29 protein-coding genes, 1 tRNA gene and 1 pseudogene are annotated in these 25,098 nt (G+C 65.3%); 16 read left to right on the forward strand and 15 right to left on the reverse strand.

Annotated features, from left to right (window positions below; translation table 11 throughout):
• Positions 1-95 precede the first annotated feature (95 nt).
• The 7 genes from AC1RAA_RS01695 (at position 96) to AC1RAA_RS01725 (ending at position 4,584) form a co-directional block, all read left to right on the forward strand.
• On the forward strand, positions 96-356 hold the full coding sequence (locus AC1RAA_RS01695) for a hypothetical protein (RefSeq protein WP_492726173.1): 261 nt from the start codon (positions 96-98) through the stop codon (positions 354-356).
• Positions 357-363: 7 nt separating this feature from the next.
• Entirely contained in the window at positions 364-1,539 is a 1,176-nt protein-coding gene (locus tag AC1RAA_RS01700) for a DUF3182 family protein (protein WP_492726175.1), read from the forward strand.
• Complete coding sequence (locus AC1RAA_RS01705; protein ID WP_354347656.1) at positions 1,523-2,299, forward strand: alpha/beta hydrolase family protein; 777 nt, start codon at positions 1,523-1,525, stop codon at positions 2,297-2,299. The genes AC1RAA_RS01700 and AC1RAA_RS01705 overlap by 17 nt, the downstream gene beginning before the upstream one ends.
• Positions 2,300-2,411: 112 nt before the next feature.
• Positions 2,412-2,687 (forward strand): hypothetical protein, encoded by a 276-nt coding sequence (locus AC1RAA_RS01710; RefSeq protein WP_492726177.1) that lies wholly within the window; start codon positions 2,412-2,414, stop codon positions 2,685-2,687.
• Positions 2,688-2,839: 152 nt separating this feature from the next.
• On the forward strand, positions 2,840-3,064 hold the full coding sequence (locus AC1RAA_RS01715; RefSeq protein WP_062472399.1) for a hypothetical protein: 225 nt from the start codon (positions 2,840-2,842) through the stop codon (positions 3,062-3,064).
• A 46-nt stretch (positions 3,065-3,110) separates the two neighbouring features.
• A tRNA-Gly gene (locus AC1RAA_RS01720) sits at positions 3,111-3,184 on the forward strand.
• Positions 3,185-3,357: 173 nt separating this feature from the next.
• The gene (locus tag AC1RAA_RS01725) at positions 3,358-4,584 is read left to right on the forward strand and encodes a tyrosine-type recombinase/integrase (protein ID WP_159277301.1); all 1,227 of its coding nucleotides are present in this window, start codon (positions 3,358-3,360) and stop codon (positions 4,582-4,584) included.
• A gap of 487 nt (positions 4,585-5,071) precedes the next feature.
• Here the strand turns inward: AC1RAA_RS01725 and AC1RAA_RS01730 are convergent, their stop codons facing one another.
• On the reverse strand, positions 5,072-5,971 hold the full coding sequence (locus tag AC1RAA_RS01730; protein ID WP_159277300.1) for a LysR family transcriptional regulator: 900 nt from the start codon (positions 5,969-5,971) through the stop codon (positions 5,072-5,074).
• A gap of 99 nt (positions 5,972-6,070) precedes the next feature.
• Between AC1RAA_RS01730 and AC1RAA_RS01735 the strand changes: the two genes are divergently transcribed.
• From AC1RAA_RS01735 to AC1RAA_RS01745, 3 genes are all read left to right on the forward strand, one after another.
• Complete coding sequence (locus AC1RAA_RS01735; protein WP_159277299.1) at positions 6,071-6,400, forward strand: nuclear transport factor 2 family protein; 330 nt, start codon at positions 6,071-6,073, stop codon at positions 6,398-6,400.
• Complete coding sequence (locus tag AC1RAA_RS01740; protein ID WP_062472393.1) at positions 6,397-7,179, forward strand: SDR family oxidoreductase; 783 nt, start codon at positions 6,397-6,399, stop codon at positions 7,177-7,179. The genes AC1RAA_RS01735 and AC1RAA_RS01740 overlap by 4 nt, the downstream gene beginning before the upstream one ends.
• A gap of 266 nt (positions 7,180-7,445) precedes the next feature.
• Complete coding sequence (locus AC1RAA_RS01745; RefSeq protein WP_139701817.1) at positions 7,446-8,225, forward strand: alpha/beta fold hydrolase; 780 nt, start codon at positions 7,446-7,448, stop codon at positions 8,223-8,225.
• Between the two features lie 861 nt (positions 8,226-9,086).
• Here the strand turns inward: AC1RAA_RS01745 and AC1RAA_RS01750 are convergent.
• Positions 9,087-9,575, reverse strand: a complete 489-nt coding sequence (locus AC1RAA_RS01750; RefSeq protein ID WP_139701815.1) for a hemerythrin domain-containing protein — start codon at positions 9,573-9,575, stop codon at positions 9,087-9,089.
• A 233-nt stretch (positions 9,576-9,808) separates the two neighbouring features.
• Here AC1RAA_RS01750 and AC1RAA_RS01755 point away from each other — a divergent pair, with 233 nt between their 5' ends.
• Positions 9,809-10,027: a hypothetical protein gene (locus tag AC1RAA_RS01755; protein ID WP_062472384.1), complete on the forward strand. Its 219-nt coding sequence runs from the start codon at positions 9,809-9,811 to the stop codon at positions 10,025-10,027.
• A gap of 142 nt (positions 10,028-10,169) precedes the next feature.
• On the opposite strand, the gene AC1RAA_RS01760 is transcribed toward AC1RAA_RS01755, so the two are convergent.
• The 7 genes from AC1RAA_RS01760 to AC1RAA_RS01790 are packed head-to-tail and all read right to left on the reverse strand — an operon-like array spanning position 10,170 to position 15,444.
• Positions 10,170-10,607, reverse strand: a complete 438-nt coding sequence (locus AC1RAA_RS01760; protein WP_235926634.1) for an ester cyclase — start codon at positions 10,605-10,607, stop codon at positions 10,170-10,172.
• Between the two features lie 41 nt (positions 10,608-10,648).
• Positions 10,649-11,203: a VOC family protein gene (locus AC1RAA_RS01765; RefSeq protein WP_159277297.1), complete on the reverse strand. Its 555-nt coding sequence runs from the start codon at positions 11,201-11,203 to the stop codon at positions 10,649-10,651.
• A 23-nt stretch (positions 11,204-11,226) separates the two neighbouring features.
• Positions 11,227-11,994 carry an SDR family NAD(P)-dependent oxidoreductase gene (locus AC1RAA_RS01770; protein WP_070059279.1) on the reverse strand — a complete coding sequence of 256 codons (768 nt, stop codon included), beginning with the start codon at positions 11,992-11,994 and terminating at the stop codon, positions 11,227-11,229.
• The gene (locus AC1RAA_RS01775) at positions 11,987-12,958 is read right to left on the reverse strand and encodes a Bug family tripartite tricarboxylate transporter substrate binding protein (RefSeq protein ID WP_159270766.1); all 972 of its coding nucleotides are present in this window, start codon (positions 12,956-12,958) and stop codon (positions 11,987-11,989) included. The genes AC1RAA_RS01770 and AC1RAA_RS01775 overlap by 8 nt, the downstream gene beginning before the upstream one ends.
• A 37-nt stretch (positions 12,959-12,995) precedes the next feature.
• Complete coding sequence (locus AC1RAA_RS01780; RefSeq protein WP_070059277.1) at positions 12,996-13,778, reverse strand: SDR family NAD(P)-dependent oxidoreductase; 783 nt, start codon at positions 13,776-13,778, stop codon at positions 12,996-12,998.
• Positions 13,775-14,827, reverse strand: coding sequence for a LacI family DNA-binding transcriptional regulator (locus tag AC1RAA_RS01785; protein WP_159277296.1), 1,053 nt, complete (start codon positions 14,825-14,827; stop codon positions 13,775-13,777). Before AC1RAA_RS01785 ends, AC1RAA_RS01780 begins: the two co-directional genes overlap by 4 nt.
• A complete protein-coding gene (locus AC1RAA_RS01790; protein ID WP_159277295.1) occupies positions 14,824-15,444 on the reverse strand; it encodes a carboxymuconolactone decarboxylase family protein in 621 nt (206 codons plus the stop codon). The genes AC1RAA_RS01785 and AC1RAA_RS01790 overlap by 4 nt, the downstream gene beginning before the upstream one ends.
• Positions 15,445-16,234: 790 nt before the next feature.
• Here AC1RAA_RS01790 and AC1RAA_RS01795 point away from each other — a divergent pair.
• The 3 genes from AC1RAA_RS01795 (at position 16,235) to AC1RAA_RS01805 (ending at position 17,484) form a co-directional block, all read left to right on the forward strand.
• The gene (locus tag AC1RAA_RS01795; protein ID WP_159277294.1) at positions 16,235-16,570 is read left to right on the forward strand and encodes a hypothetical protein; all 336 of its coding nucleotides are present in this window, start codon (positions 16,235-16,237) and stop codon (positions 16,568-16,570) included.
• Between the two features lie 50 nt (positions 16,571-16,620).
• Entirely contained in the window at positions 16,621-17,058 is a 438-nt protein-coding gene (locus AC1RAA_RS01800; RefSeq protein ID WP_062472360.1) for an Hsp20/alpha crystallin family protein, read from the forward strand.
• A gap of 63 nt (positions 17,059-17,121) precedes the next feature.
• Complete coding sequence (locus tag AC1RAA_RS01805) at positions 17,122-17,484, forward strand: Hsp20/alpha crystallin family protein (protein WP_070059545.1); 363 nt, start codon at positions 17,122-17,124, stop codon at positions 17,482-17,484.
• 198 nt (positions 17,485-17,682) lie between these two features.
• Here the strand turns inward: AC1RAA_RS01805 and AC1RAA_RS01810 are convergent.
• The 5 genes and pseudogenes from AC1RAA_RS01810 to AC1RAA_RS01830 form a co-directional block, all read right to left on the reverse strand.
• Positions 17,683-17,829 (reverse strand): annotated as a pseudogene (locus AC1RAA_RS01810) (IS3 family transposase); the annotation flags it as partial.
• Between the two features lie 81 nt (positions 17,830-17,910).
• On the reverse strand, positions 17,911-18,183 hold the full coding sequence (locus tag AC1RAA_RS01815) for a hypothetical protein (protein ID WP_095744407.1): 273 nt from the start codon (positions 18,181-18,183) through the stop codon (positions 17,911-17,913).
• A 10-nt stretch (positions 18,184-18,193) separates the two neighbouring features.
• Positions 18,194-18,502: a hypothetical protein gene (locus AC1RAA_RS01820; RefSeq protein WP_139701812.1), complete on the reverse strand. Its 309-nt coding sequence runs from the start codon at positions 18,500-18,502 to the stop codon at positions 18,194-18,196.
• A 227-nt stretch (positions 18,503-18,729) separates the two neighbouring features.
• Positions 18,730-19,533, reverse strand: a complete 804-nt coding sequence (locus tag AC1RAA_RS01825; protein ID WP_070059271.1) for an alpha/beta fold hydrolase — start codon at positions 19,531-19,533, stop codon at positions 18,730-18,732.
• 18 nt (positions 19,534-19,551) lie between these two features.
• Positions 19,552-20,574, reverse strand: a complete 1,023-nt coding sequence (locus AC1RAA_RS01830; protein ID WP_159277293.1) for a tripartite tricarboxylate transporter substrate binding protein — start codon at positions 20,572-20,574, stop codon at positions 19,552-19,554.
• A 65-nt stretch (positions 20,575-20,639) separates the two neighbouring features.
• Between AC1RAA_RS01830 and AC1RAA_RS01835 the strand changes: the two genes are divergently transcribed.
• Complete coding sequence (locus AC1RAA_RS01835; protein WP_159277292.1) at positions 20,640-21,575, forward strand: LysR family transcriptional regulator; 936 nt, start codon at positions 20,640-20,642, stop codon at positions 21,573-21,575.
• A 325-nt stretch (positions 21,576-21,900) separates the two neighbouring features.
• Here the strand turns inward: AC1RAA_RS01835 and AC1RAA_RS01840 are convergent, their stop codons facing one another.
• On the reverse strand, positions 21,901-22,794 hold the full coding sequence (locus AC1RAA_RS01840; protein WP_139701809.1) for a LysR family transcriptional regulator: 894 nt from the start codon (positions 22,792-22,794) through the stop codon (positions 21,901-21,903).
• A 394-nt stretch (positions 22,795-23,188) separates the two neighbouring features.
• On the opposite strand from AC1RAA_RS01840, the gene AC1RAA_RS01845 reads away from it, so the two are divergent.
• Positions 23,189-25,078: a hypothetical protein gene (locus tag AC1RAA_RS01845; RefSeq protein ID WP_492726185.1), complete on the forward strand. Its 1,890-nt coding sequence runs from the start codon at positions 23,189-23,191 to the stop codon at positions 25,076-25,078.
• Positions 25,079-25,098 lie beyond the last annotated feature (20 nt).

Below are 25,098 nucleotides of genomic sequence, written 5' to 3' on the forward strand. Positions count from 1 at the left end.
CGTGCCGCGCGATCCGCAGAACATGGAGGCACTGCAGCCGCCAACCCGGAGGAGGCAGCCATGTGAGCCCGTGTGCATCGCACCAAGGAGACCCCATGACTTCGAAGCAGACCCCCGACCCGAAGCCGGCGAGCCTGGACCAGAACCCGCCGGAGAAGTTTCCGTTTCCCACGTCCGAGAACCACGGCAAGCCACCCACCGAGCCCGCCAAGCCGACCGAGCAGCCGTCCAGCGAGGAAGCGCTCGACAGCGGCGTGGAAGAGTCCTTTCCGGCGAGCGACCCGGTGTCGGTCACCGTCACGAAGGTCAAGCTGCCATCGGGCGATGCGGACAAGGACAAGAAGGCCGACGCCTGAGGCCCCGATGGACCTGCGCCTGAACACCGTCATGGCCGCGGAACCCGCCACCGGCCCGGCCACGCGCCGCGTCGTCACCTGGGACGTGCGTCCGCAGGGCTACTGCAGCGAACACGAGCACGCCACGCGCGCCAACGTTGCGCAGCGCCTGGCGGCGCTCCAGGGCTGGGCGTTCGCGGGCGCCTACGACGCCAGCCAACCGGGGCCGGACCCGCTCTACTTCGTGCCGAGCGACACGCTCACCGACCCGCACCAGGCGCGCGCCATGGGCATCGCCGGCGTGGACGACCTCTTCGGCGGCGTGGTGCCGCATGCCTTCGTCGCCACCAAGGCGATCAGCCATCCGCTCGTCGGCCCCGACGCCGTGCGGCCCCTGGGCTGGTCGGCGCGCGTCGCGGTGGAGATCGGCGATGCCGCCTTGCCCGGCTTCACCTGCTTCAGCCTGGACGAGGCGCGCGTTGCGGGGAGGGCGCTGCTCGACATCGGCCGCGTGCGCCTGAAGCCCGTGACGGCGACCGGCGGGCGCGGCCAGCAGGTGGTCGACGGCATCGATGCGCTCGAGCGCTGTCTCGATGCGATGGACGACCGCGCGATCGCCACCGAAGGCCTCGTGCTCGAAACCAACCTGGAACAACCCCAGACCTACAGCGTCGGGCAGCTGATCGTGGCGCAGCGCCTCGTCAGCTACTGCGGCGAACAGCGCCTCACGCGCGACAACGCCGGGCAGGAGGTCTACGGCGGCTCCGACCTGCTGCTGGTGCGCGGCGACTTCGACGCGCTGCTGGCCCGCGTCGATCCGCCGCCACCGCTGTGCCGCGCGATCGAGCAGGCGCGGCGCTACCACCGCGCGGTGATCGACTGCTACCCCGACTTCTTCGCCTCGCGCGTGAACTACGACGTGGCGCAAGGGCTCGACGGCCAGGGCGACTGGCGCTCGGGCGTGCTGGAGCAGTCGTGGCGCGTCGGTGGCGCCACGGGCGCGGAGATCGCGGCGCTCGAAGCCTTTCACCAGGACCCGGCGTGCCAGCGCGTGCACGCGTCCTGCTTCGAGGTGTACGGCGAGGCCGCCCGCGTGCCCGCCGGTGCCATCGTGGCCTACCAGGGCAACGACCCCGAGACCGGGCCGCTGTGCAAATACACGGTGATCAAAACCACCGCCACCCCGCATGCCGACACGCCATAGTTCCATCGACATTCCCGTGGACGGCCATCACATCGAGGGCACGCTGTTCGCCGCGTCCAGCATGGTGCCGGGCGTGCTGCTGGTGCACGGCTGGGACGGCAGCCAGGAGCAGTACCTCAAGCGCGCGCAGGAGATCGCCGCGCTCGGCTGCGTCTGCCTGACCTTCGACCTGCGTGGCCATGCGCGCCATGAAGGGCTGCGCCAGCAGGTGACGCGCGAAGACAACCTGCGCGACGTGCTCGCCGCCTACGACGCGCTGGTGGGCCACCCGACCGTCGACCCCGCGGCCGTCGCCATTGTCGGCAGCAGCTACGGCGGCTACCTGGCCGCGCTCGTCAGCGCGATGCGGCCCGTGCGCTGGCTCGCGCTGCGCGCGCCCGCGCTGTACCGCGACGGCGAGTGGGACACGCCCAAGGGCCTGCTGAGCCGCTCCGACCTCGTGGCCTACCGCCGCACGCTCGTCGGGCCCGACGACAACCGCGCGCTCGCGGCCTGCGCGGCCTTCACCGGCGACGTGCTCATCGTCGAATCGGAAGACGACCAGACCGTGCCGCACCCCGTCATCGAGAACTACCTCGCCGCCTTCAAGCGCGTGCGCTCGGCGACCTACCGCACCTTGTCCGGCGCGGACCACGCGCTGTCGCGCCTGGAATCGCGCCAGGCCTATGGCGCGCTGCTCGTGTCGTGGATCACCGAGATGACGCTGGGCGCCAAGGCGACGTCGACGCTCACCAGGCCGGTGTCGAGCGGCTCGGCCTGAGGCACGCGCCGAGGCTGTAGGCCGCTTCCTTCCCGAACATGCGCGCCAGTCCATCACCATGCGCCGCGTCGCGCGCGCCGAATCTTGACCCCATGGTGACGGAGACAAAGAGATGGACTTCGAAGGCATCTACTGCTTCGATACGGCCACGGTGCGTTTCGCCGTGTACCCCGACGGTCCCGACGGCGCGCGCGTGCTGGCGCAGATTTCGCAAGACGTGCTGCACGATGCGCTCGGCGCGAAGGAAATCGGCGAGCACACGCTGCATGCCTGCAAGCGGCATTTCGACGTGATCTCGGCGGCGGCGGTGGCGCGCTTCAGGGCCGATCCGCACGGGCCCATCGTGCTGGCCTGCGGCGATTTCGCACGGATGCGTGCACGGCGGTGAGACGCGGGCGGCGAGGCGCTGTCGGGCGAAAGTTCTCGCACGCCGCTCGCACCGTGCGACCTGTCGATTTGGTTACAAAAGCAGCCCATCCGGGCTGCATTTTCGGGGGTGCAACGACCTAGACTGCGCCTCGTTTCCTCAGGAGCCTTCCCATGCCCATGGACTTTCTGGAGCGCATCGAAGACGCGTCGTTCCCGATGGCGGTCCGCGACGAAGCCGACATCCACTGCGCGACGATGCTGGTCGCCGCGCACCTCATCGAAGCCGTGCTGCCACCGGCCGCCAGCGGCACCGGCCCGCGCGTCGCCGTCGTCCTGCTCATCACGCCGCAAGGGCGCGCGGCGCTGCGGTTGCGAAGGGATGCGCTGCAGACCTGAGCGTGTGCCGTGTGCGAGTGAACTGACGTTAGAATCCGCGCCTGCTGCGGGTGTAGTTCAATGGTAGAACGGCAGCTTCCCAAGCTTCATACGAGGGTTCGATTCCCTTCACCCGCTCCAGTTGACGTTCCGAGGCATTCCTAGAGGATCCAAGAATCTCTTGAAAATCAAGGGGTTACGGTTAAGAAGGGTCCGAGAGAAGCCTACGCGATCCAAGCGAAGCCAACGCCTCCACGGGGCACGGCACGGGGAACATCGGTATATTTGGCTCAGACCCAAAGCCTTGTTCCCCTATGCTCACAGAACTCGCCTGCAAAAACGCTTCGTGCCCCTCTGACAAGAAGCGCGCGCGCCTCAGTGATAGCGGCAATCTCTACCTGGAAGTCGCGTCCAACGAATCCAAGCGCTGGTTTTGGAAGTACACGGTTGGCGGCAAGGAGAAGCGGCTCGCGATTGGCAGCTACCCCGCGGTCAAGCTCAAAGATGCGCGAGCGGCTCGTGATGACGCGCGCAAAGTGCTGCAAACCGGTGCTGACCCCACCCAGCGCCGCCGCCTAGACAAGGCAAAGGTCCGCGCGACCGCAGTGACAACCTACGAGAAGGTCGCTCGTGAATTTCACGCGCTCAAGCAGCGGGAGTGGAGTGAGGCGCACAGCACCAAGTGGTTGCGCCTGCAAGAGAGCAATCTTTTTCCCTGGATTGGTGGATTGCCTCTGGGCGAGATCACCGCAAACGTCTTGTTAGAGCCGCTGCGCCGAGTCGAGGGGAAGGGGTTGAATGAGACGGCGGTTTCCCTGCGCCAGTACGCCGGGCAAGTCTTTCGGTATGGCATCGCGACGGGGCGCTGTGAAGATGATCCGGCCACCAAGCTGCGGGGAGCGTTGGGGGCGGTGATCGTAAAGAACATGGCTGCTGTGCTTGATCCCCAGAAGGCGGGGGACCTCATGCGCGCGATTGACGGCTATCGCGGACTGCCCGCAACAAGAGAAGCGCTGCTCTTGTCCGCTCTACTTTTTCAGCGGCCCGGCAACATCCGCGCGATGGAATGGAGTTGGGTCGACTTCAGTGGCAGCCAGGTCGTCATACCGGCAGCATCGATGAAAAGGACGAAGCAGGCAAAGCTCAATGGCGAGCCTCACCTCGTTCCCCTCGCCCCTCAAGCGGTTGATTCGTTGAAGCGTATGAAAGTCCTGACCGGACATGGGCGCTACGTTTTCCCCAGCTTGCTTACAGGCGAGAGGCCGATGTCGGACAACACGGTTAATACCGCACTGCGACGGATGGGGTTCAATAACACGGAAATGACTGCGCATGGTTTTCGCGCGATGGCGAGAACGATCATGGTTGATCAGCTCCGCGTCAATCCTGAGGTGATTGAAGAGCAGCTGGCGCACGGCAAAAGCGGGCCTTTGGGGACCGCGTACAACCGCACCCAGTTGAAGGAACAGCGCCGCGAAATGATGGTGCTCTGGGCGAATTACTTGGATCAACTCCGTCTGTCCAAGCCGGCTCTCTCTTGAGGGCTCGTGTTTGCGAAAAACACGGTGCTGATATCACGCAATGCTTCGCTTTTTCTCGTGAAGCTTGCCAAGAGGCTGAGGCTGTATCAGCGCCCCGCGAGCGGCGCCTGCTGAAAGACGCTTTCAGACTGGTTGCAGTCAGTCGGTATGGCCCGCTGAACGTCTGCTGTGCGTCTCAATCGAGTCCTCCGGCAGCGCGTCGATCCGCCTCGCCGCGGCGGCAAGGCGGACGGATCTGCGCCGCTCAATCGACGCTCGCTCAGATTTCCGTCTGCTCCGAGATCTCTAGGGAACGTCTGATCAAGTCCGCCGATGAACGATCGGAACGTTGATCACGCCTCGCAGCCGGAGATTGCCAAGCTGCTCACGAGCCATGCGGAGTTCCGGCTGCCCGGCTCCTATCCGCGGAAATATTGAAGTCACCATCGAGCGACGCCGGCAGGGCCTGCCCGGCCCCCGGTCTGATCGCCGGGAAGAGAAAGTCCGCTCAGGGGTCTTTCTCCAGCATGCAGTCGATGAAGGCGCGCAGTGCGGCAGGGAAGTGGCGCCGGCTGGGGTGGTACAGGAACAGGCCAGGCCTTGCAATCGACCAGTCGGCGAGAACCTCCACCAGTCGCTCCTGGGCGAGCAGTGCATCGACGCGTTCGCGATCGAAGGCATAGACGATCCCCAGCCCTTGGAGTGCCGCAGCGACGCCAGTGTCCGAGTGGTTGGTGACCAAGGGTCCTTCCACCGCCACTTCGATCCGCTTGCCCTTTTTTTCGAACTCCCAGCGGTAGGCACTCCCGTCGCCCTGCAGGCGCCAGTTGATGCAGGCGTGGCCGTGCAGGTCGGCGGGGGACCGCGGTTTGCCGCGACGCTCCAGATAGTCCGGGGATGCCACGGCCACCATCTTCACGTCCGGCGTCAAGCGCACTGCGATCATGTCCTTCTCCAGCTTGCCCCCGACGCGGATGCCCGCATCGAAGCGACCGGCGACGATGTCGCTCAGGCCGTTGTCGACCACGATGTCCAGTGTCACTTCCGGGTGCGTCCGGTGAAACCGGCCCAGCCGGGGGCCGATCACCTGCCAGGCGGCCATGCCGAGGGTGTTGATGCGCAGCGTGCCGCGCGTCTGACCCGCCATCGCGCTGGCTTCATTCACCGCATCGGCCATGTCCCGGAAGAGCGGCGCGATGCGCCCGTACAGCTGCGCCCCGGTAGCGGTGGGGGCCACGCTGCGGGTCGTGCGGTTCAGCAGCCGCGTACCCAGCCGGGTTTCCAGCTGTCGGATGGTCTGACTCAGCGCCGAAGCAGACAGCCCCAGATGCTCGGCGGCGCGGGCAAAGCTCGCGCGTTCCACCACGGCAGCAAAGGCCTTGAGCTCGGCAAACTCCGATCCGCGCATTCTGTATTTCCTTCTACATAGCTCGTGAAGATTCTAGGCGATTCACTTATTGATGATCGACGCGCATCCTGAGGTCTTCACATCCAAGGAGTCGTCACCATGAGTACCCTGATCCTTCCCGCTCCGATCGCCGCCTACTTCGCGGCCGATCGGCAGAACGCCGAGGCCCTGGCCCGCTGTTTCACGCCTCAAGCCATCGTGAAGGACGAGGGCCGCACCCACACCGGCCGCCGCGCCATCCAGGAATGGAAGAGCGCGACATCCACGCAGTACGCGTACACGGTCGAGCCATTTGCGCTGGACTACGCGGGGGAGTTCCAGGTCGTGCGGGCGCACGTGGCCGGCAATTTTCCCGGCAGTCCGGTCGATCTTCGATATCGCTTTCGCCTCGAACGCGGCCTGATTGCGTCGCTGGAGATCACGGCATGAGCTTCGATCTTCAACTCCAGGGCCAGCGCGCGCTGGTCACCGGCGGCACCAAAGGCGTTGGCGCCGCCGTCGTTCAAGGCCTGCGCGACGCCGGTGTGCAGGTGATGACCACGGCCCGCGCCGCGCCCGCGCGGCCCATCGGGGGCGTGGTCCATGTGACCGCCGATCTGGCGACGGCTGAAGGCGCCGCCAAGGTGGCGCACTCGGTGCTCGGGCATTGGGGCGGCCTCGACATCCTGGTGCATGTGGTCGGCGGCTCCAGCGCACCGGGCGGCGGCTTCGCGGCCCTGGACGATGCCCAGTGGTTCGCCGAACTGAACCAGAACCTCATGCCGGCCGTGCGGCTCGATCGTGCGCTGCTGCCCGCCATGCTCGCGCAGGGCTCTGGCGTCATCGTCCACGTCAGCTCGATCCAGCGCCTGCTGCCACTGCCGGAATCGACGACCGCGTATGCGGCGGCCAAGGCGGCCTTGTCCACCTACAGCAAGGCGTTGTCGAAAGAGGTGACGCCCAAGGGCGTGCGCGTGCTGCGCGTGTCGCCCGGATGGATCGAGACCGAAGCGTCGGTGGCGCTGGCCGATCGCCTGGCCCACCAGGCCGGCACGGATTACGAGGGTGGCAAGCAGATCATCATGCAATCGCTCGGCGGCATTCCGCTGGGTCGACCGGCCAGGCCGCAGGAAGTTGCCGACTTGATCACGTTCCTTGTGTCACCCCGGGCGGGCTCGATCTCAGGGTCGGAACACCTGATCGATGGCGGGACCGTCCCGACGGTCTAGGCAAGGCCGCGGCCATCACCGGCACGGTACGAAAGCAGCTGGCTGCACACGCGTGCGATGGCGAGGGACTGCGTGCGTGGCAACGCTTCCCGCGCGCCATTCGGACCGAACAGCTTTATTGCGCATCTGCAGCGTGTCACGAAACGCAGTTTTGAAGAACAGCAATTCTTGCGCGCAAAGCTTCAACTTTGGCGTGATATTCGCAACCCTGTTCAACACGTTCTTTCCTACCATTTCGCTTCTCCCATCCACTCATAGGACATCCCATGAACTCACTGATTCGCAAGCTTTTGATCGCAGCTGCGACAACCGCCAGCATCGTCGGTCCCGGTGGCGGCGCCCATGCCCAACAGGTGCAGGCGAAAAACGTCGTGCTGGTGCATGGCGCCTTTGCCGATGGTTCGGGCTGGCGCGGCGTCTATGACGAGCTCATCGGCCGAGGCTACCGGGTCACCATCGTTCAGAACCCGCTGACGTCTCTGGCCGACGACGTGGCGGCGACGCAGCGCGCGCTCGCGCGCCAGGACGGTCCTACTATCCTCGTGGGTCACTCGTGGGGGGGCACGGTCATCACCGAAGCGGGCATCCATCCGAAGGTGGTGGGTCTTGTCTATGTCTCCGCGCTGTCGCCCGACGCCGGCGAGACCACAAGCGAACAGTACGCGGGATTCACGGCCCCCGACTTCGTGATCGACACGCAGTCGGACGGATTCGGATTCGTCAATCGGGAGAAGTTCAAGATCGGCTTCGCCGGCGATGCCAGCGATGCGGACGCCGCGTTCCTGCGTGATTCGCAGGTGCCGATCAACATGTCGGTGTTTGCGACCAAGCTCAATCACGCCGCATGGCGGACCAAGCCAAGCTGGGCGGTGATCGCGACCGAGGACAGGGCCTTCGACGTCCGGATGTTGCACAAGATGGCCAAGCGCATCGGCGCCACGGTTCAGGAGGTCAAGGCAAGCCATGCGGTATTCATGACCCAGCCGAAGGCAGTCGCCGACGTGATCGATCGAGCTGCCAGGGAGGGAGGGCGCCGGGCCCAGTGATTCCCTTGAATGCGAGATGGCCGTTGCGCGCTCGCTTCGTCTAAAGCTTGGCCATCAGCTCTCGAAGCTTCACTTCGTCAGAAGCAAGCGCAGCAAGTTCCAGCGGGGTGCGTCTTTGGCTGCCATCCAGCTTCCGCGGACGAAAGTCGATGACGCAGATTGACCCGAGTGCAAAGCCGTCGGTGTCATGGACCGGCGCCCCTGCATAGAAGCGAAAATGGGGGGTACTGGCGACCCCAAGGTTGCAGACTTGCACGGCTCGGCCGTTCACTATCTCGAAGGACGCTGCGGCGTCCCCCAACCGCACGCGGTTCAAGAAGTTTGTGACTGCGAGCCTGCCGGGCCACGTGCCACCGGATAACCAGCCACCCGCCGAATTTGCGAGGACGGTCCTCGAGCTCAGGGCCAACCAGCGTGGGTGGAAATTGGTGCCCGTACTCAGCCCCTGACCGCGGAATTGGCTCCGGCGTTCGGTCTCGCTGCCCCATTGGGCGCGCCCGGAGCATCAGTGCGGTGGACGATGGCGCATCCCATCCAGTTCTCTGGAGCTGGCCGGTTGAGCATCTTGAAGGGCCAGGGCTCGATCGATGGAGCGCCGCGAAAACACTTGCGATTGCCCGCAGTTCATGCAGCGATACATCTGAACCCGGGGTAACAGGCGAAGCCATGCCTGCCCCGGGACACTTTCCAGATGCTTGATGTTGCACGAGCATGCAAAGTACGGAAGCTTCATCGCGATACCGGGTGGGCGCAACATTCCTGTGGAATTGCGAAGTTGCGGCTTGGTGAGGGCCAGCATTGACGGCTGCGTCTTTGCGAAGGGGCGGCGGAACGCTTCCAGGAAGGGGGCCTAGGGGCAGTCTAGGCCGTGAGGGCCATGTCCGCCATCAATTCTTCTTTGCGAGTGGTGAGTTGCTCGCGCATGGCAACCAGGTCGAGTCCCCGCGCGGCACGCGCTTTGGGGAACATCTCGTTGCGCTCTTCCTTGACGTGGTGGTCGATGTACTCGCCCAGGACCTTCACCTTCGCATCGAACATCTCATCGACTTCGGTCGAATCCTGGATCTGCGCAATTAAGTCTTTGGCGCTCGCATGTTCAACCTCGGCTTCGTCGAGCAGTTCAGTTTCCTTGATGGCTTCGCGCACTGCTGGATAGAGGATCTCTTCTTCGAGTTGCGTGTGAACGGTCAACTCCATGCAGATCTGCAGTGCAAGATCTCGCTTCTTCTCCGAGGCGCTGGCAGCTTTTGAGCTGGCAAGCTCCTCGTAGGCGGCGAACATCTTCTTGACGTTCTTGTGATCGGTGTCGAGTAGCGAGCATGCATCGGGTTCATGGCGCTTGGCTGTCATCGGGGTCTCCTGGTCGGTGGGTCCCCAACATCTCAGGGGTGGGTGCTTGTGGGCGTAGGACGGCGTCGCTGCGGGAAGCCGTCAATGTGCTGAGGCTCTCCGGTGCGTGAACTGTGGGCTCAGCCCCAGGAGCGGGAGAAGTCCGTTCTGCTCATGGAAGAGAGAAGGGCCTTGCGGGGATTGAGGGAGGTCCTTTGACCTAAACTGAGCCGCTTCGAGAAAGGGAGCGCTTCATGCCGATGGATTTCCTCAAGAAGGTCGAACACGAAACGTTGCCGCTGACCGTGACCGACCCCATGGACATCCGCAACGTCGCGGTGCTGGTTGCCGCGGGGCTTGTCGAGGCGATCCTTCCAGAAGAGGCTGAAGCCCATGACCTGCCAGCGGTTGTTCTGCGAATCACGCCTCATGGCCGGGGCGAGCTTGAGCGGATGCGCGACAGGCCGCTGTGAGAGCCTGCGCAGCGCAGGAGAAACATCACTCGGTGTTGAGTGCAAGCCGCCAAGACGATAGCGCACAGCCAGTGAGCAGGAGGTTGGGTGGCTTCCCGCCTCCTCTCGACGCGCGCAGCCGAGGCGAAGCGCGAGAGGGTCGTCAGATCAACCCGAGCGCGCGCAGCTTCGCATCGGGTGCGGAGTAGGGCCGCTCGCACACGATCTTGTCGGAGCCTGGTGCGAACTCGAAACTTGCCGCCAGGCGGATCCGGAATTTCCGGCCTGTGGCATCGAACACCTTGTCGTTGGCATGCAGCGGCCCGAGGTGCGTTCCGCTGAGCCAGAACTCGACCAGTACCGTGTCCTGGTCGGCGGCGATGGCGATGATCTCGTTGGCCAGGTCGGGAAAGGGCGTGCGCGAGCTGCGGAAATAGCCGCGCACTTCTTCCTCGCCGTCGAACACCACGCCGCTGCCGTGCATCTCGTAGCGGGGATGCTCGAAGGTGTCGATCACCGCATCCCACTCCTGCGTGCACTCGAGCGCCATGTGATCGCGTACCGTCTTGATGCGTGCCGCTTGAAGGGTTGTGGTCTGCACGGAATCTCCTGCTGGTTGCTGAGCGGGGTATGCCATGGCCGTCATGGCGTGGGCGCGGCGCCGGTTGCGCCCATGCGGCGTATCGGATCCTTGCCGTCCCACCCTTCGGCTGCACGCCGGATCTGATGGAAGTACTCGCCCTTGCCGCCGGCCATCTCGGAGATTTCGAACATGCCACTGGGCAGGTCGGGATGGACGAAGTAGGCGAAGCGCCCCCGCATCCCCATGCGGCCGCTGTGCCCCTCCATGTAGCCCATCGACAGCAGGTGTTGCACGGCCTTGTCGAAGCCGTCGTCGGTCCAGTAGGCCAGGTGCTGGGCGCCCTCGCCGCCGCGGCGCAGCGAATCGAGGTAAAGCGACGGTGCGTCGTCGCGCTGCTGGATCAGTTCGATCTGCAGGTCGCCGGAATTGGCCAGTGCAATGGACAACCTGGGCAGGCGCGAGGGCTTGCCGTAGTAGGTGAACTCGGTCGTGCCGACTTCTTCCTTGTAGAACCACGGACCCACGCCCAGCGTGCGTGACCAGTGGGCCATGGCCTTCTCAATGTCGTGGACGACATAGCCGACCTGGCGGGCGCCGCCGAACAGCATGCTCATTGAATGGACTCCTTGGGGCGTGGTCAGCGCATGTACGCGCCGCCGTTGACGTCGAGCGTTGCGCCGGTCACGAAGGACGACAGGTCGCTTGCCAGGTACAGGCACGCGCCCGCGATGTCTTCGGGCTGGCCGACACGGCTCAGTGGAAAGGTCTTGCCCAGCGCGTGCTTGTTGTCGTCGGAGTTCGCGCCGCGCGAGAAGTCCGTCATGATCAAGCCCGGCGTGATGGCGTTGGCGCGAATGCCTTGGGGGCCCAGTTCCTTGGCCATGGCGCGCATGAGGCCCAGCACGCCGGCCTTGGCGGCGCAGTAGTGGCTGCCGCCGAACACGCCACCGCCTTGCTGCGCGGACATCGACGAGATGCAGATGATCGAGCCGCTGCGTTGTTCGATCATGGTGGGGATCACGCACTGCGACATCTGGAGGGTGCCGCGAAGGGCAATGCCCACGACCTGCTCGAAGTCCTCGGCGCTCACGTCCAGCACACCGCGTTTTTGTGTGATGGCAGCGTTGTTCACCAGCACGTCGATGCGGCCCGCCCATTGCAGCACGCGCGCCACGGCCGCCTTGCAGGCGCCGGCATCGCGCACATCGCAGCCGATGCCGATGTGCTCGACGCCGAGGGATTCGGCAGCGACCTGTGCCTGCCCTTCGTCGAGGTCGAGCAGCGCCACCCGGGCACCGTGGCGGGCGAACAGCCGTGCGGTCGCCAGGCCGATACCGCGCGCACGGGACGCACCGGTGATCAAGGCCACGCGGCCCTGCAGCAGGGGAAGGGCCGCGTCACTCATTGCTGATGTTCGCGGCCTTGGCGATCTGCCGCCAGCCCTCGATGTCTGCGGCGGTCATGGCGCGCAGTTCGTCGCCACCGACGAACGCGGCGGTGATGCCCAGGTCCAGAAGACGCGCCTTCACGTCCGGCATCTCGACGACCTGCTTCAGCGCGGCGGAGAGCTTGGCGACGATCGGCTTGGGGGTGCCCGCGGGTGCGTACAGCGCCCAGCGCAGCGCGCCCATGCGCTTGCCCGCGAAATCGATGCCTTCGTCGTCGTAGCTCGAGACGTCGGGCAGACTGGGCGAGCGCGAGGTGCAGGCGGTGATCGCCTTGACCTTGCCGGACTTGACCATCGGCGAGCCCGATGCCATGTCCACGTAGGCCAGCTTGACGTGGCCACCCAGCATGTCGGTCTGGATCTGCACCACCGATTTGTAGGGGATGTGGCTCATCTGTGCCTGCGTGCGCAGATTGAAGAGCTCCCCGCAAAAGTGACCGGTCGAGGCGATGCCCCAGCTCGCGTATTGCACGCTGCCGGGCGACTTCCTGGCCAGCGCAATGAGCTCCTTGGCGTTGTTTGCCGGGAAGTCGTTGGTCGCGATAAGCAGGATAGAGGCGGTGCCGACCTGCCCGATGGGTGCGAAGTCCTTGACCGAGTCGTACGAGAGCTTGGGATTGCTCGCGGGCAGCAGCACGTGCGTGGTCGCGCCGCCCAGTCCGATCGTGTAGCCGTCGGCCGGCGCCTTGGCGACGAAGTCGGTGGCAATGGCACCGCTGGCGCCCGGCTTGTTGTCCATCACGAAAGCGCCCTTGACCAGGGGCGCCATCTTGTCGGCCAGGAGCCGGCCGAGCGCGTCGCCGCCACTGCCTGCGGCCGAGATCAGGACGAAGCGGATCGGCCGCGACGGATAGTCCGAGGGCGCCTGGGCATGGGCGGCGAATGCGAGGCCCGCGAGCGCGGCAATCCACAGTGTGCGCATGGTGTTGTCTCCTTGTCGTTGATGCTCGAATACCCGTCTACAGGGACAGTCCGCCGTCGACCACAAGCTCCAGGCCCGTCACGTAGCTCGATTCGTCGGAGGCGAGGAACAGCGCCGCGTTGGCCACGTCCCAGGCCGAGCCCTGGCGGCCCATGGGGCAGCGCGCGTTGCGTGCCTGTCGGCCGGCCTGCGCCTCTTGTTCGCTCTTGAAAAGGGCCGCGGCATGCGGCGTGTCGATCAGGCCCGGAACGATCACGTTGCAGCGCACCTGGTGCTGCGCGTACTGGCGCGCCACGACGCGCGTCATGTGGTTCAGTGCCGCCTTGGAGGTGCTGTACGACAGGAACTGCATCGGGCTCCACTTGCGGCTCGCGATGGAGGAGACGTTGATGATGGCGCCGCCGCCTTGTCGGATCATGTGAGGCACTACGGCGCGCGCCGTGAGCATGGGGCCCTTGAGGTTGATGGCGTGCACGCGGTCCCAGGACTCCTCCGTCACCTCGATCAGCTCGCCGAATTCCTCGATGCCGACGTTGTGGTGCAGCACGTCGATGCGGCCGAAGCGCGCCAGGCAGTGGTTCACCATCCGCTCGATCTGCTCGCTGCTGCGCACATCGGCCTCGAAGGCCTCGGCGATGCCGCCGATGTCATGAATGCGACGCACCGACGTCGCCGCAGCTTCGGGCGACCGGTCGACGCAGATCACCGTCGCGCCTTCGCGGGCGAAGGTGACGGCGCAGGCGGCGCCGTTGCTGATGTCGGTGCCGATGGAGCCGGCGCCGACCACGATGGCCACCTTGTCTTTCAGACGCTGCGTCATGAGGCCGCTCTCGTTTTCTTGCGGACGGCAGCGGGTGCCTTGGCGACCGGACCGCAGGATTCGCGCAGCACCATCTGGGTGGTGAGCAGGATGCGCTCCTGCTCAAGGGGGGCTGTGCTGTCCAGCCGCCGCAGCAGCAGCTCGGCCACGGCGGTGCCGACCGCTTCCAGGTCCCAGGTCAGCGAGGTGATGGCGGGACTGAAAAGCTGCGACAGGTCGGTGTCGCCGATGCTGACGACACTGACGTCATCGGGCGCCAAACGGCCCGAGTGACGCAGTGCCTGCAGCACGCCCGACAGGATGCGGGTGCCCAGGCACAGGAAGGCCGTGGGCGCCGTGGGGGAGCCCAGCAGCGAGAGGGCCTCGCTGAAGGCGAAGTCCATCGCCGACTTCTCGGCGCGGATCAGCTTGGGGTCGGGCTGCAGACCACGCTCCAGATAGGCGTCCCTGTAGCCCATGATGCGCTCGCGACCCGGACGCAACACGCTGCCGGGCGTCAGCAGTGCGATGCGCGTATGACCGAGGTTCAGCAGGTAGCGCGTGGCCTGAAGCGCGCCGTGGTAGTGGTCAACGTGCACGCCCGCGTTGTTGCCCTGGAAGTCGCGATCGAGCGCGATCACCGGGCCGTGCGCCGCCAGCTGGTCGAGGTAGGCCGGGGTCTCGGCCTGGCAGGGACCGAGGATGAGCCCGTCCACGCGCCGGCGCCGGAACAGGTCGATCAGGGTTTTCTCGCGCTGGTCGTCGTTGTGGGTGCTGGCCACCAGCAGCGCATAGCCCGCCGTCAGCAGGCGCGATTCGACCGCCGTGATGATCCGCGCGTACAAGGGGTTGGCCAGATCCGACACCAGTAACCCGACCACGCCTGTCGAGCGGGTGCGCATGCTCTGCGCCACCGAATCCGGCGTGTAGCCGAGCTCGCGCGCCGCCTTGGTGACCGCTGCGATGGCCTGCTCGCTAACGCGCCCGCTGCGGTTCAGGGCCCGCGAGGCCGTTCCAATCGCAACGCCGGCGGCCTTGGCCACTTCGCGGATGGTGATCTTGGCCTTCATGCCGGCACTTTCGCCTGTGCAAGCGGGGCAGGGAAACGCTCGGCACCGGGCTCGAGCGGCACGGCCGCGCTGTTCAGGAACAGCGCGGCCATGTGATAGAAGCTCGACGCGAAGATCAGCTCGATCACCTGCTCCTGCGGCCAGCCCGCGCCAAGGGACTGCCAGGTCTGATCGGACACCGTGCAGTGGTGGTGCAGCTCATCCACCATGCGCACGATCAGGCGTTCCTTGTCGCTCCACAGGCCTGGCGACAGCGCATGCCAGTCGGCACTGCCGGTGAGCTCGCGCACCTGCGCGGCATCCAGGCCGCACCTGTCCGCGTAGATGCTGATGTGCATGCCCCATTCGTACTCGGACCGCGTGAGCGCGCCGGTGCGGATGATCGCGATCTCGCGGTCCCGTTCGGGCAGCGCGCACTGGAACAGCACCACATGTGCCATGGCCTGGAAGGCCGGGCCGAGCTTGCTGTGATTCGCGAGCGCCAGTCGAAGGTTCAGGGGTGACAGGCCCTTGAAGGCGGTGCTCTGCACGGCTGCTGCCACCTCGGGTTCGTAGGGGGGCGGCCGCAGTGGCAAGCGTGTGGAGGGTGCGAGAAAGGGCGATGCAGAACCGGTCATGACTGCAGTTTGCGGGGGGCGTGGAAACGTTTCTACAGTGATAACCCTGAATTCCCAAAACGAAGGAAATTACGAAGGAGAAAGAAGTGCCGAACGAATGAAAACGGTTCTACATCTTTCCACCGCCTTAGGATCGACTTCAGCCGGATGGCCTTCGCCCCGGAAACAGACGTGGTCCGGCGATGGGAATCCCTGCGACGCCGCGTGACGTCAAGGGCCGGCTCAAGCTGTTTGCAGATGGCCGTTGCGCGCTCGGCCAGCATCGGATGAGCTGCGCTGGACGCGACGCATGTCAGTCTCCGGCCAGCAACCGCTTTCGTTTTCCGGGTTGGGCCGAAGCTCTTGATGTCCGCACACCTGGCGCAGCCTGCTGCAGGCAGAGGGTGCCCGTCGAAAAACGGCTGACGCAGCGACCGCGGCCCCTGGAAAGTGCTTGACCCTCTCGCAACGGCACGGTCTAGGATGCCTTCAACTTGAGAGGGATGTTGCCCGAATACGCCCTGCAGAATCGACGCGCCCAGGCGCGTTAGCGCGTCGGTCCGGCCATTGCGCTGGCGTTCAAGAATCAGAAGTTGTCTGACATGCCTGCGTCGGCGCGGCGCGGTAGCTTTTTGTCTCCGCGGCACCACCGCGGACTTGCTGTAAACCTCAGCCCGGTCGCGTGCGGCCGGGTTTTTTTCGTGTCGGCCTGCGTCTCGCGCGGGTGTCGAAAACCGCCTCTTGAAAATCGATTCGAAGGCTCCTATGTTCGCTTGCGTCGGAAATTGGTCAACCGAAAAGGAGGTATTCAATGGCCATGAACTTGCTCAAGCAAATTGCCGGCTCTCGCTTGCCTGTCTCGTTCTATCGCGCCGCGGACATCGATCAGGTGCGGGTGCTTCGGGCCGCCGGGCTCGTCGTTGCCCTGATCCCCGCGCCCTCGAACTCGCTCGCTCTGTCTGGCTCCCCTTCGGCCGCCCAGGTGCTGGCCATCACGCAGAAGGGGCGCGAGGAGTTGGCGAAATTCTCGTACCCGCAGTCGCGCACCGCGCGCTGGCGACAGCGACCCTCCAGGATCTTTGCACGGCACCGCGCGGACAGCGATGGCGCTGCGCGGCCGACGGGCACGCACGGCCTGCCCCAGTGAGGGGCGGCTCGATTCTGTTCAGGTTCAATTGATTTGACAGGAGGTTTCCCATGTACCGATCTTTCTTCCCGCGCGACATGCTGGCCGAGATGGATCGCCTGCAACGGGACATGCAGCAGGCGTTCGATCTGTCACCCACCATTCGCGGCTACGGCAGCAACGGATTTCCCGCGTTGAACGTGGGCGCCACGCCGCAGGCGCTGGAGATCTTCGCGTTCGCCCCCGGCGTCGACCCGGCCACGCTGGAGATCAACCTCGAGCGTGGTCTCATGACCATCGCGGGCGAGCGCAAGAGCCTGCTTCCCGATGCGCAGGCCAAGGCGGCCGTGCACATCAACGAGCGCTTCGAGGGGCCGTTTCGCCGTGTCCTCACGCTGCCGGACGATGCCGATCCGGAGGCCGTCGAGGCCCGGCTGCGCGACGGTGTGCTGCGCATCACGGTCCGCCGCCGGGCCTCGGCACAGCCGCGGCGCATCGCTGTCCTGTGAAACAAGGAGGTGAACATCATGAGCAATGACGTACAGACCGCATCGCCCAGCGCGCCGGAACCCATGGATCGTGGGCAGGCGCCACGCTATCAGGGCGCGGCCCTCACACCGCCTGTCGACGTGGTGGAAGACGCCGGGGGCATCACGCTCTACGCCGATCTGCCCGGCGTGTCGCGCGACAAGCTGAATCTTCATGTCGAAGCGGAGACCTTGACCATCGAGGCGGAGTCGGGCCTGAGCGTGCCGGATGACCTGAAGACCAGCCACACCGAGGTCGGCCTGGGCCGGTTTCGCCGCGTCTTCACGCTCAGCAAGGAGCTGGACACCGAGAAGGTGTCCGCCGAGCTGGCGCAGGGCGTGTTGAAACTGCGTATCCCCAAGGCCGAGCATGCCAAGCCGCGGCGAATCAATGTCGAGGTCGGATGAGTCGTAAGGCGAGGGCGCCCGCGGGCGCCCTCAAGAGAGCGTCAACCCGCATGGGCGGCAAATGTGCAGCGCTTGCGCTCGCCGGCCGCCCGCGAAGGAGCGTCAGTCCAGACGGACGCGGTTCAGCTCCATCGTGATTGCTGACCGCCCCCGACCCCACAGCGGGCATGGTGGCGCGACCCTGCTCGCTGACCCGGTTACCTTTCTGGCCGTGCGCTTAGTCTTCAGTGAACTGAAGAAGCTCTCCATGGCCGAGCTGCCCCAGACCTCGCCCGCACGGCTCATACTGCAGGAAATACTTGGTTCCTTGAGCAGCTCCTGGAAGTGCTCGCTGGTAACAGCGGACGGTCGGCGCCGACCGCCAATCAAAGGAATCCAGTTGTTCAATTAAGCAGCGCTGCGCGCCGGCCGTAGCTCACCCGCGCATCACCCCGGACTCGGCCGTGCATCGCCGGGCGCGGCAGCGCTCCGCGCGGACCCCGTGATCGCCCACACGTCGACCTTGGATTTTGCGAGGCGTCTCAGCCGGTCTCGGACTTCCTTGGTACGGCGGCCCTGGGTGCCGACGGCGAGCCGGGCCTTGAACTCGTCGTCGGCGAACAAGTCCGCGTGGCCGAAGATCTGGTCGCCGGCGCGGTCGACCTGGATCGCGATATTGAAGCCCCGGTAGGGGATGCGGCTGGACGTCTTCGAACGCATGGCGGCCTCCCTACATCAGGCGGGTGCGGATTGCGTGGGGCAGCTTCGCGCGCCACCGCGACGCGGCACCGCGCCACGGGCCCTGTGCGGCCACGGGGTAGTGGATGCGTTCGAGTTCGGCGCGGCCTTTTTCGGTGATGGCGAGCACCTGGGCGGCGTCGGGGCTGCCCGAGAGGGTGAGGGGATCCGACGGCGCGGGCGTCAGCGCGATCACGAGGCCGGCGGCCCGCAGCAGCTTGATCTGGTCGATCTCCGCCCGGGTCCGGAAGGTCGCCGGCAAGGGGGAGCCGGCAAGTTGTTTGAGCATGTCCATGGCCATGGCTTTGTCCTCCATTTCTCTACGACCAACTTGGAACGGGAGAAAAATAGGACGTCTCAGCAGCGTCTTCAAGGGGCGGTTGCGGAGCGCAAGGCAACAGAATGTATCGGAGCTTTCGAGCACAGGCGAGAGAAGAGCTCCGAGCTGCTCGCCAGCGTGGGCCGGGTCGTGAGCGCGCTTTTGCATGGAGGCAAGCTCCGAGATTCAGAAGTCGCTGCACAGCAGACCTAGGAGTCGGCGCGTCGTCTCAAGAAGTCGAACACCGTCTGATTGAACTCCAGCGGCTTCTCGAAGTACGCAGAATGCGCGGCCTCCTCGACGACAACGACCTCGCTTCCTGGCAGGCGCTGGCCGAGTTCGCGCATGACCGCCGGCGGAACAATCGGGTCTTCGGCGCCAACGAGAAACATCGTCGGGCAAGCCAGCTGGTCGATCTCAGCGACGGCAAGCAGGTTCTCGGGCTGGTTCAGACGCAGTACGGCCTCGCGCCAGGCTTCGGGCTCAATACTGTGAGCGCTCGGGTTGAAGTGGTTGATCTGCGCGTAAAGCGCTGCAAGCGCGGGCTGCGCCTTCAAGAACCAGGCGCCCAGCGAGCGCTGCTCGATGCTTACCGCGGAAACTGTCTTAAAGCGCCGCTCGATGCTGTCGACCAGCGTCGGGTGGTCGATGGCCAGCGACGTGTCGCAAGCGACGAACGCGGCGACGCGCTCGGGATGGCGCAGCGCGAGCCGCAGCCCGATCATCCCGCCAAGCGATTGGCCGACGACCGTCGCACGCTCGATGCCTTCGCGCGCCAGTACCGCCAAGGCATCGCCGACAAAGAGCTCCAGCGAGAACTCCTCCGGCGGCGCCACCGAACGACCGAAGCAGCGGATGTCCATCGTGAGACAGGTGTACTGCGGCGTGAAGGCCGGCAATTGCTGCCACCAGGTGGCGGCGTTCGATCCGGCTCCGTGCAGGAACAGGATCGCCGGGCCGGCGCCGTGGCGCTCGTAGTAGATGTCGCGTTTGTTCGATGTGACAAAAGGCATGAGGGATGGGCTTGGGTTTCAGTTGGCCTTGAGTTGCAGGCTGCGTGTGAGTGCACCCCAGCGCTCGGTATCGCTCTTGACGACGCGCGTGAACTCGTCGGGCGTCATCGTCATCGGCGTGATGCCTTCGGCGTCGAGCTTCTTTTGCAGCTCCGGCCTCGTCATCGCTTCGCGCACTGCTTCGTTGACCTTGCGCACGACTTCGGGCCGCGTCTTCCTCGGTGCCGACAGGCCCACCCAGGAGATCACCGTCAGCTGCTTGTAGCCCAGCTCCTCGAAAGTCGGAACCTGAGGGAGCTCGGGGCTGCGCTTCGGGCTGGACACCGCCAGCACCCTGAGCTTGCCGCTCTGGATGTACTGCATCGACCCGCTCGGCGGAATCACGGTGACAGCGACCTGGCCTCCCAGCACATCCATCAGCGCCGGCGCGCCGCCCTTGTAGGGGATGTGCACGAACGAGGTTTGTGTCGCCTTCTGCAGCAGTTCCATCAACAGATGGCCGGTGCTGCCGGCGCCCGAGCTCGCGTAGTTGATCGCGCCCGGCTCGCGTCTGGCGCGGGCGATCAGATCGGCGAAGGACTCGATGCCGGACTGGCTGTTGACCACCAGCCATTGCGCGCCGCCGCCGATCATTGCGACGTGGGTGAAGTCATTGACGATGTTGAAGGGCACGTTGTCGTACATGCCTTGGGCGATCGTGTTCACCATGCCCGTCATCGTGAGCGTGTAGCCGTCGGGTGGGGCCGCGGCGCCCGCCTGGGCGCCGATGATGTTGCCGGCACCAGGCTTGTTGTCGATCACCACCGGTTGTTTGAGCAACGACGCCAACTCCTGCGCAAGCGGTCGCATGGTGCGGTCGTAGGCGCCGCCGGGCGGGGTCGGCACGATCATTCGGATCGGCTTGGATGGCCAGACCTCGTCCTGCGCATGGGCCGAAAAGGCGCCGAGCAGGCAACAGACAACCGCGAGCAGCGGCCATTTTTTTTTCACGTTTTGTCTCCTGTCGCGTGGCTTGCTGCCCGCCGTTTGTGGAGTTGCCATCATTCCTGAGCAAGCCATCGGCGACAAATTAAAAATGACGCTCTTCCATTAGACTTTCCGATATCTTGAGCCATGACGCGTCCGTCCTCTTCAACCGCCTGCTCGCGCGCGGCAAGTTTCGGCATGTGCAGATCCTCTTGAAAGTGGCAGAGCTGGGCAGCCTCCAGCGGGCGGCGGACTCGATCGGCATGACGCAGTCGTCGGTGACCCAGGGCCTCGCGTACCTGGAACGGCTGCTGGAAGTTCAGCTCTTCGAGCGGCATGCGCGCGGCGCGCGACCCACGCAGGCGTGCGAAGACCTCTTGCCCGTTGCGCGTCGCATGCTGATCGGCGTCGCCGACGGCGCCGAGGTCGTCACCGCGCGACGGCAACGCATCGGCGGCGCCATCCGCCTCGTCGCCTCGGTCGGCGCGATGAACGGGCTCCTGCTCAACGTGCTGCCTCGCTTCGCGCAACGGCATCCGGATGTCACCGTTCACCTCTCGGAAGCCGAAGGGGACGATCAACTGCTGGCCATCGCACGTGGCGAGGCAGATCTCGTGGCATGCCGACGGCCTCCCGTGATCCCGGAAGGCTGGCAGTTCATGCCGGTGCGCGAAGATCGTTTCGCGGTCTTGGCGCGCGCAGACCATCCGCTGGCGCGCAAGCGTTCCCTGGGCTGGCCGCAACTCGCCGACGAGACCTGGCTACTCGCCCCCACGGGTTCGGCCGCCCGTGAGCGATTCGACGAATTGACCGCGAATCTGCCTCACCCGATCCGCACCTATCCGGTCGTCACTCGTTCAACGGCCATGTTGTGGTGGCTCTCGCAGCAAGAAAACCTACTGTCGTTCCTGCCGCTTAGCTTCGTGCGGCCTCTCCTCGATGCCGGTTTGCTGCGCGAGTTGAAGCTACGGCCGCTTTACATGCTCGAGCCACTCGGCTTGATGTTCCCGATCGCAGGACCGTTCGGGGCGTGGCGGCAACTGGTCGACTTTATGAACCCTGAAGTACCGCATTGACAGAGTTTGCGGTGGGCTCGCGGCGCTGCTGTCGATCTGCACCATGGCGCGTGGGGCCAGCCTCGGGTGCCTTGCAGGCAGCGTCCCCTCAGTGCGCGATATCGTGACGTCCTTGGTGTAGCCCGGCAATGAACAGAGGGGATTTGCTTGCAAGCCATGCTGCCTTCGACTGAACCCATGAGTAACTGCTCCGTCTCGCGTCGCTGCCGCGCGCCCCGATGTCCAAGGTTGGCGGCCGTGTCGATCGCGGAAGGGATGATGCCTTCGAGAAGGCCCGGGGGAGCATCAGCACCTTCGACGTTTGCGCCATCCACAACGATGCCGTTCACCCGCTGAGCATCCGCGTCGCGCCCTTGACCAGGGCGTTGTGCAACTCCTGCGTCACGCGCGACGCAGTCAGTACCACCAGCGGCACCATGATCCGCTCCCGCAGCGGCCTGGGCTGTACGCCCGCGTAGCGATGCAACGCAAAGGGCGCAGGCAGGCAGGTGCAGCCACGGCCGGCGCCGATCTGGGCGAAGACATGCAACGGATCGGGTGCTGGCGCCTCGGCCTTCGGCCGAAAGCCATGCGCCGTGTACTCGCGCGTGAACTCGTCGTACATGCGTGTGTTCACGCTGCGACTGAAGCGGAAGAATGGCGGCAGGGACTGCAGGTCCCGCACTGCAATGCGCCGCTGGCGCGCGAGATCCGACGTCGCAGGAACGAAGGCCATGAGGGGGACCTCATCGACCAGGTTGCCACGCAGGCGGTACATCGAAGCCGGCCAGAGCACGATGGCGGCATCCAGCTCGTTGCGCCGAAGGGCCGAAGCTGCGGCAATCGTCGTTGTCGTTTGTACGTCGATCCCGCTCGCATGCCCCGATTCCACCAAGCTCCGTTCCATTGCGGATAGTCGGTTCAAGTGAACCCAGTTCAGAACGCCCAGGCGAAGACGCGGCAGCTTGTTCGCGGACTGGGCCACATGCTCGAGCGTCGCGTCGAAACTGTGCATCAGCTCCGCGAAGCTGCGCATGGCCAGCTCTCCGGCGCTGGTCAGCCGCACGCCGTGCGTATTGCGCTCGAGCAGTTGCAGGCCCAGTTCAGCCTCCAGCTCTGCGATCTGCCGCGACAGGGGCGGCTGCGTGATGGCCAGCCGCTCGGCGGCGCGCCTGAAGTTGCGCTCCTCGGCAACGGCGAGGAAGTAGCGAATCTGGCGGACGGTGACTGGTCTGGTCATCCAAAAAAGGTATCACAAAAAACGCAATTCCCAGTGCGGCCAGCGCTGCCTACAGTCGCGGCCGCAACAAACCGTTGCTGGCCGCGTCGCCTAGGAATGGGCGCCGGCATTGCCTTTTTTGCACCTGACGATGACAACCAAGAAAAGCCCTCTTCCTTCGATATCCGCCTCCCTCTCTTCCCTGGCTCCTTCCCGTGGTCGCCGGAATTTCCTCGGTCGCGCATCCACGGCCGCGCTGTGGCTCGGTGCTCCTTCGCTGCTTGTCGCCTGCGGCGGCGGAGGGGGAGGAGGCAGCGGCCCGCTTGCGGTAGGCGGTGGAGAAGGCCCCCGGACGGACGGAGGGCTTGCGCCCGCAAGCCGCTTCGCCAGCATCCGGGCCGTGGAAGCTGCATGCTTGGATCTCGAATCGCGCAAACTCGAGCCGATCGCCTACCTGACCGAGTTGACGGGGATCATGGCGAAAGACCCGAACTATGTGGAGACAGGCTTTGACGAACGCTCACTGACGGCCTGGGGCACTTTCGCCGATGGCCGCGTGCACATGGTGTCGCACAACTTCAAGCCCACCGGAACTTCGACGCTGACCGCCGCCATCGCTGATACGGGCCAAGCACAAAAGGCGGCGGGGCTGGCTGCCGCCAAGCCGCCGGAACTGCCTAGCGAGCGCAAGGCACGTCTGATGCATTCCTTCTTCACGCCTTTCGACGGCCAGGCAGCTATCGCGGAAATGTCCGGCTGGCTCAGCGCGCATGACTACGCGCTGCAACCAGGCGTCGAGGGTGACGCGCACATTACGACCCTGCGCCAAATCAAAGGGGACGGCTTCTTCTACATCAACACTCATGGCGGCGTGAAGCACACGCGCCATCAGGATACGGGCTCACCGCAGATGTACTCCATCCAGTCGTCCACGCTGATCGACCCCACCCTGGAGGCACAACCCGATTTCCAGGCCGATCTCGCCGCCTTCCGGCTGACCTACTTCACGGCCTACAACGGCCTCGCCACCGTGGACAGCAAGGGCGAGGAGATCATGCTCAAGGACACGCGCTACGGCATCACCGCTGCCTTCGTCGACACCTATTGGGAGTTCGCGCAGGACAGCGTCGTCGTCATCAACGCCTGCAACAGCGCCAACAGCGCCGACAACGACCGGGTGATCGACTTTCTCGTCGCCTGCCACCGTAAGAACGCGGGCCTCTACCTGGGCTGGACGGAGATCTGCTCGCCGCCGGCCGCCTTTGACATACCGAAGTACTGTGTTGACCGGATGCTGGGCGCCAACCTCTTCAAGCCGCACACGCCGAAGCAACGCGCCTTCACGGGCGAAGAAGTGATCGCCCATATGCAGCGCAAGAATCTCAACCACGACACCGGCAACGGCACCAAGACCGGCGCCTACTTCATCGCCAAGCCCAATCCGCGCAGCGCGGTGAGTCACATCCTCTCGCCGTCGATTCACCATGTCGAGGTCGATGAACTGAACGACCAGCTCAACCTCATCGGCGCTTTCGGTCGCAGGCAGGGCAAGGTCTTCGTCGACGGATCGCAGCGCCAGGTGGTGCGCTGGGAGCATGAGCTCGTCGTCTGCGACCTGCCGCGCGTGGGCGCGGGCTCGCGCGGACCGGTGTGGGTGGAGCTGGGTGCGGATCGCAGCAACCGGCGCACCGTCAGCCAGTGGAACATCCGCATCGACACGCACTGGTTCAAGCAAAACTACCCGGGCCTCGCCGTCGACGGGCCGATACGCACGCGCTGGCGAGCCGACGTAGGGCCGGTGCGCGACACCTGTGGCGAGGATGTGAAGCGGCCCGTGCGCTATGCGATCGGCACCTATGACTCCACCATGGAGCTGGCGGCAGGCGGCGCCTTCCACGTGCCGCCGGACTGCACGATCACCTGGAGCGGACAAGCCAGCTTCGCCTCGCAGGTGAAGCTGATGCGAGAGCCCAGCGCCGGCGACCGTGTGATCTTCACCTACCTGCGGATCGACCCCGAATCGAAGCTTGGCGCCATGGGCCTGGCGATGGGCGCGAGCACCGGGCCGTTCGTGGAGCACGGTTGCCGCTCCACCGATACCTTCGCTTCGGCGCTGGGCCTCTTGGATGGTCCGCAGGATTTCGAGGTCACGGGCGCAGCCGCGACGATCCCTCTGCCCGCCAAGAACATTGTGCTCGGCAACGATCTTTCCATCCTCGGCGACGGCCACCTGGACGACAGCCTGCGGCTGCAATGGAGCACCGCGCCGATCGAGTCGCCGCCTGCGGATGCCGAACTGATCTGAGTCTCAGCGACACCCAAACG

Source organism: Variovorax sp. GW823-FHT04F07, from assembly GCF_058795995.1.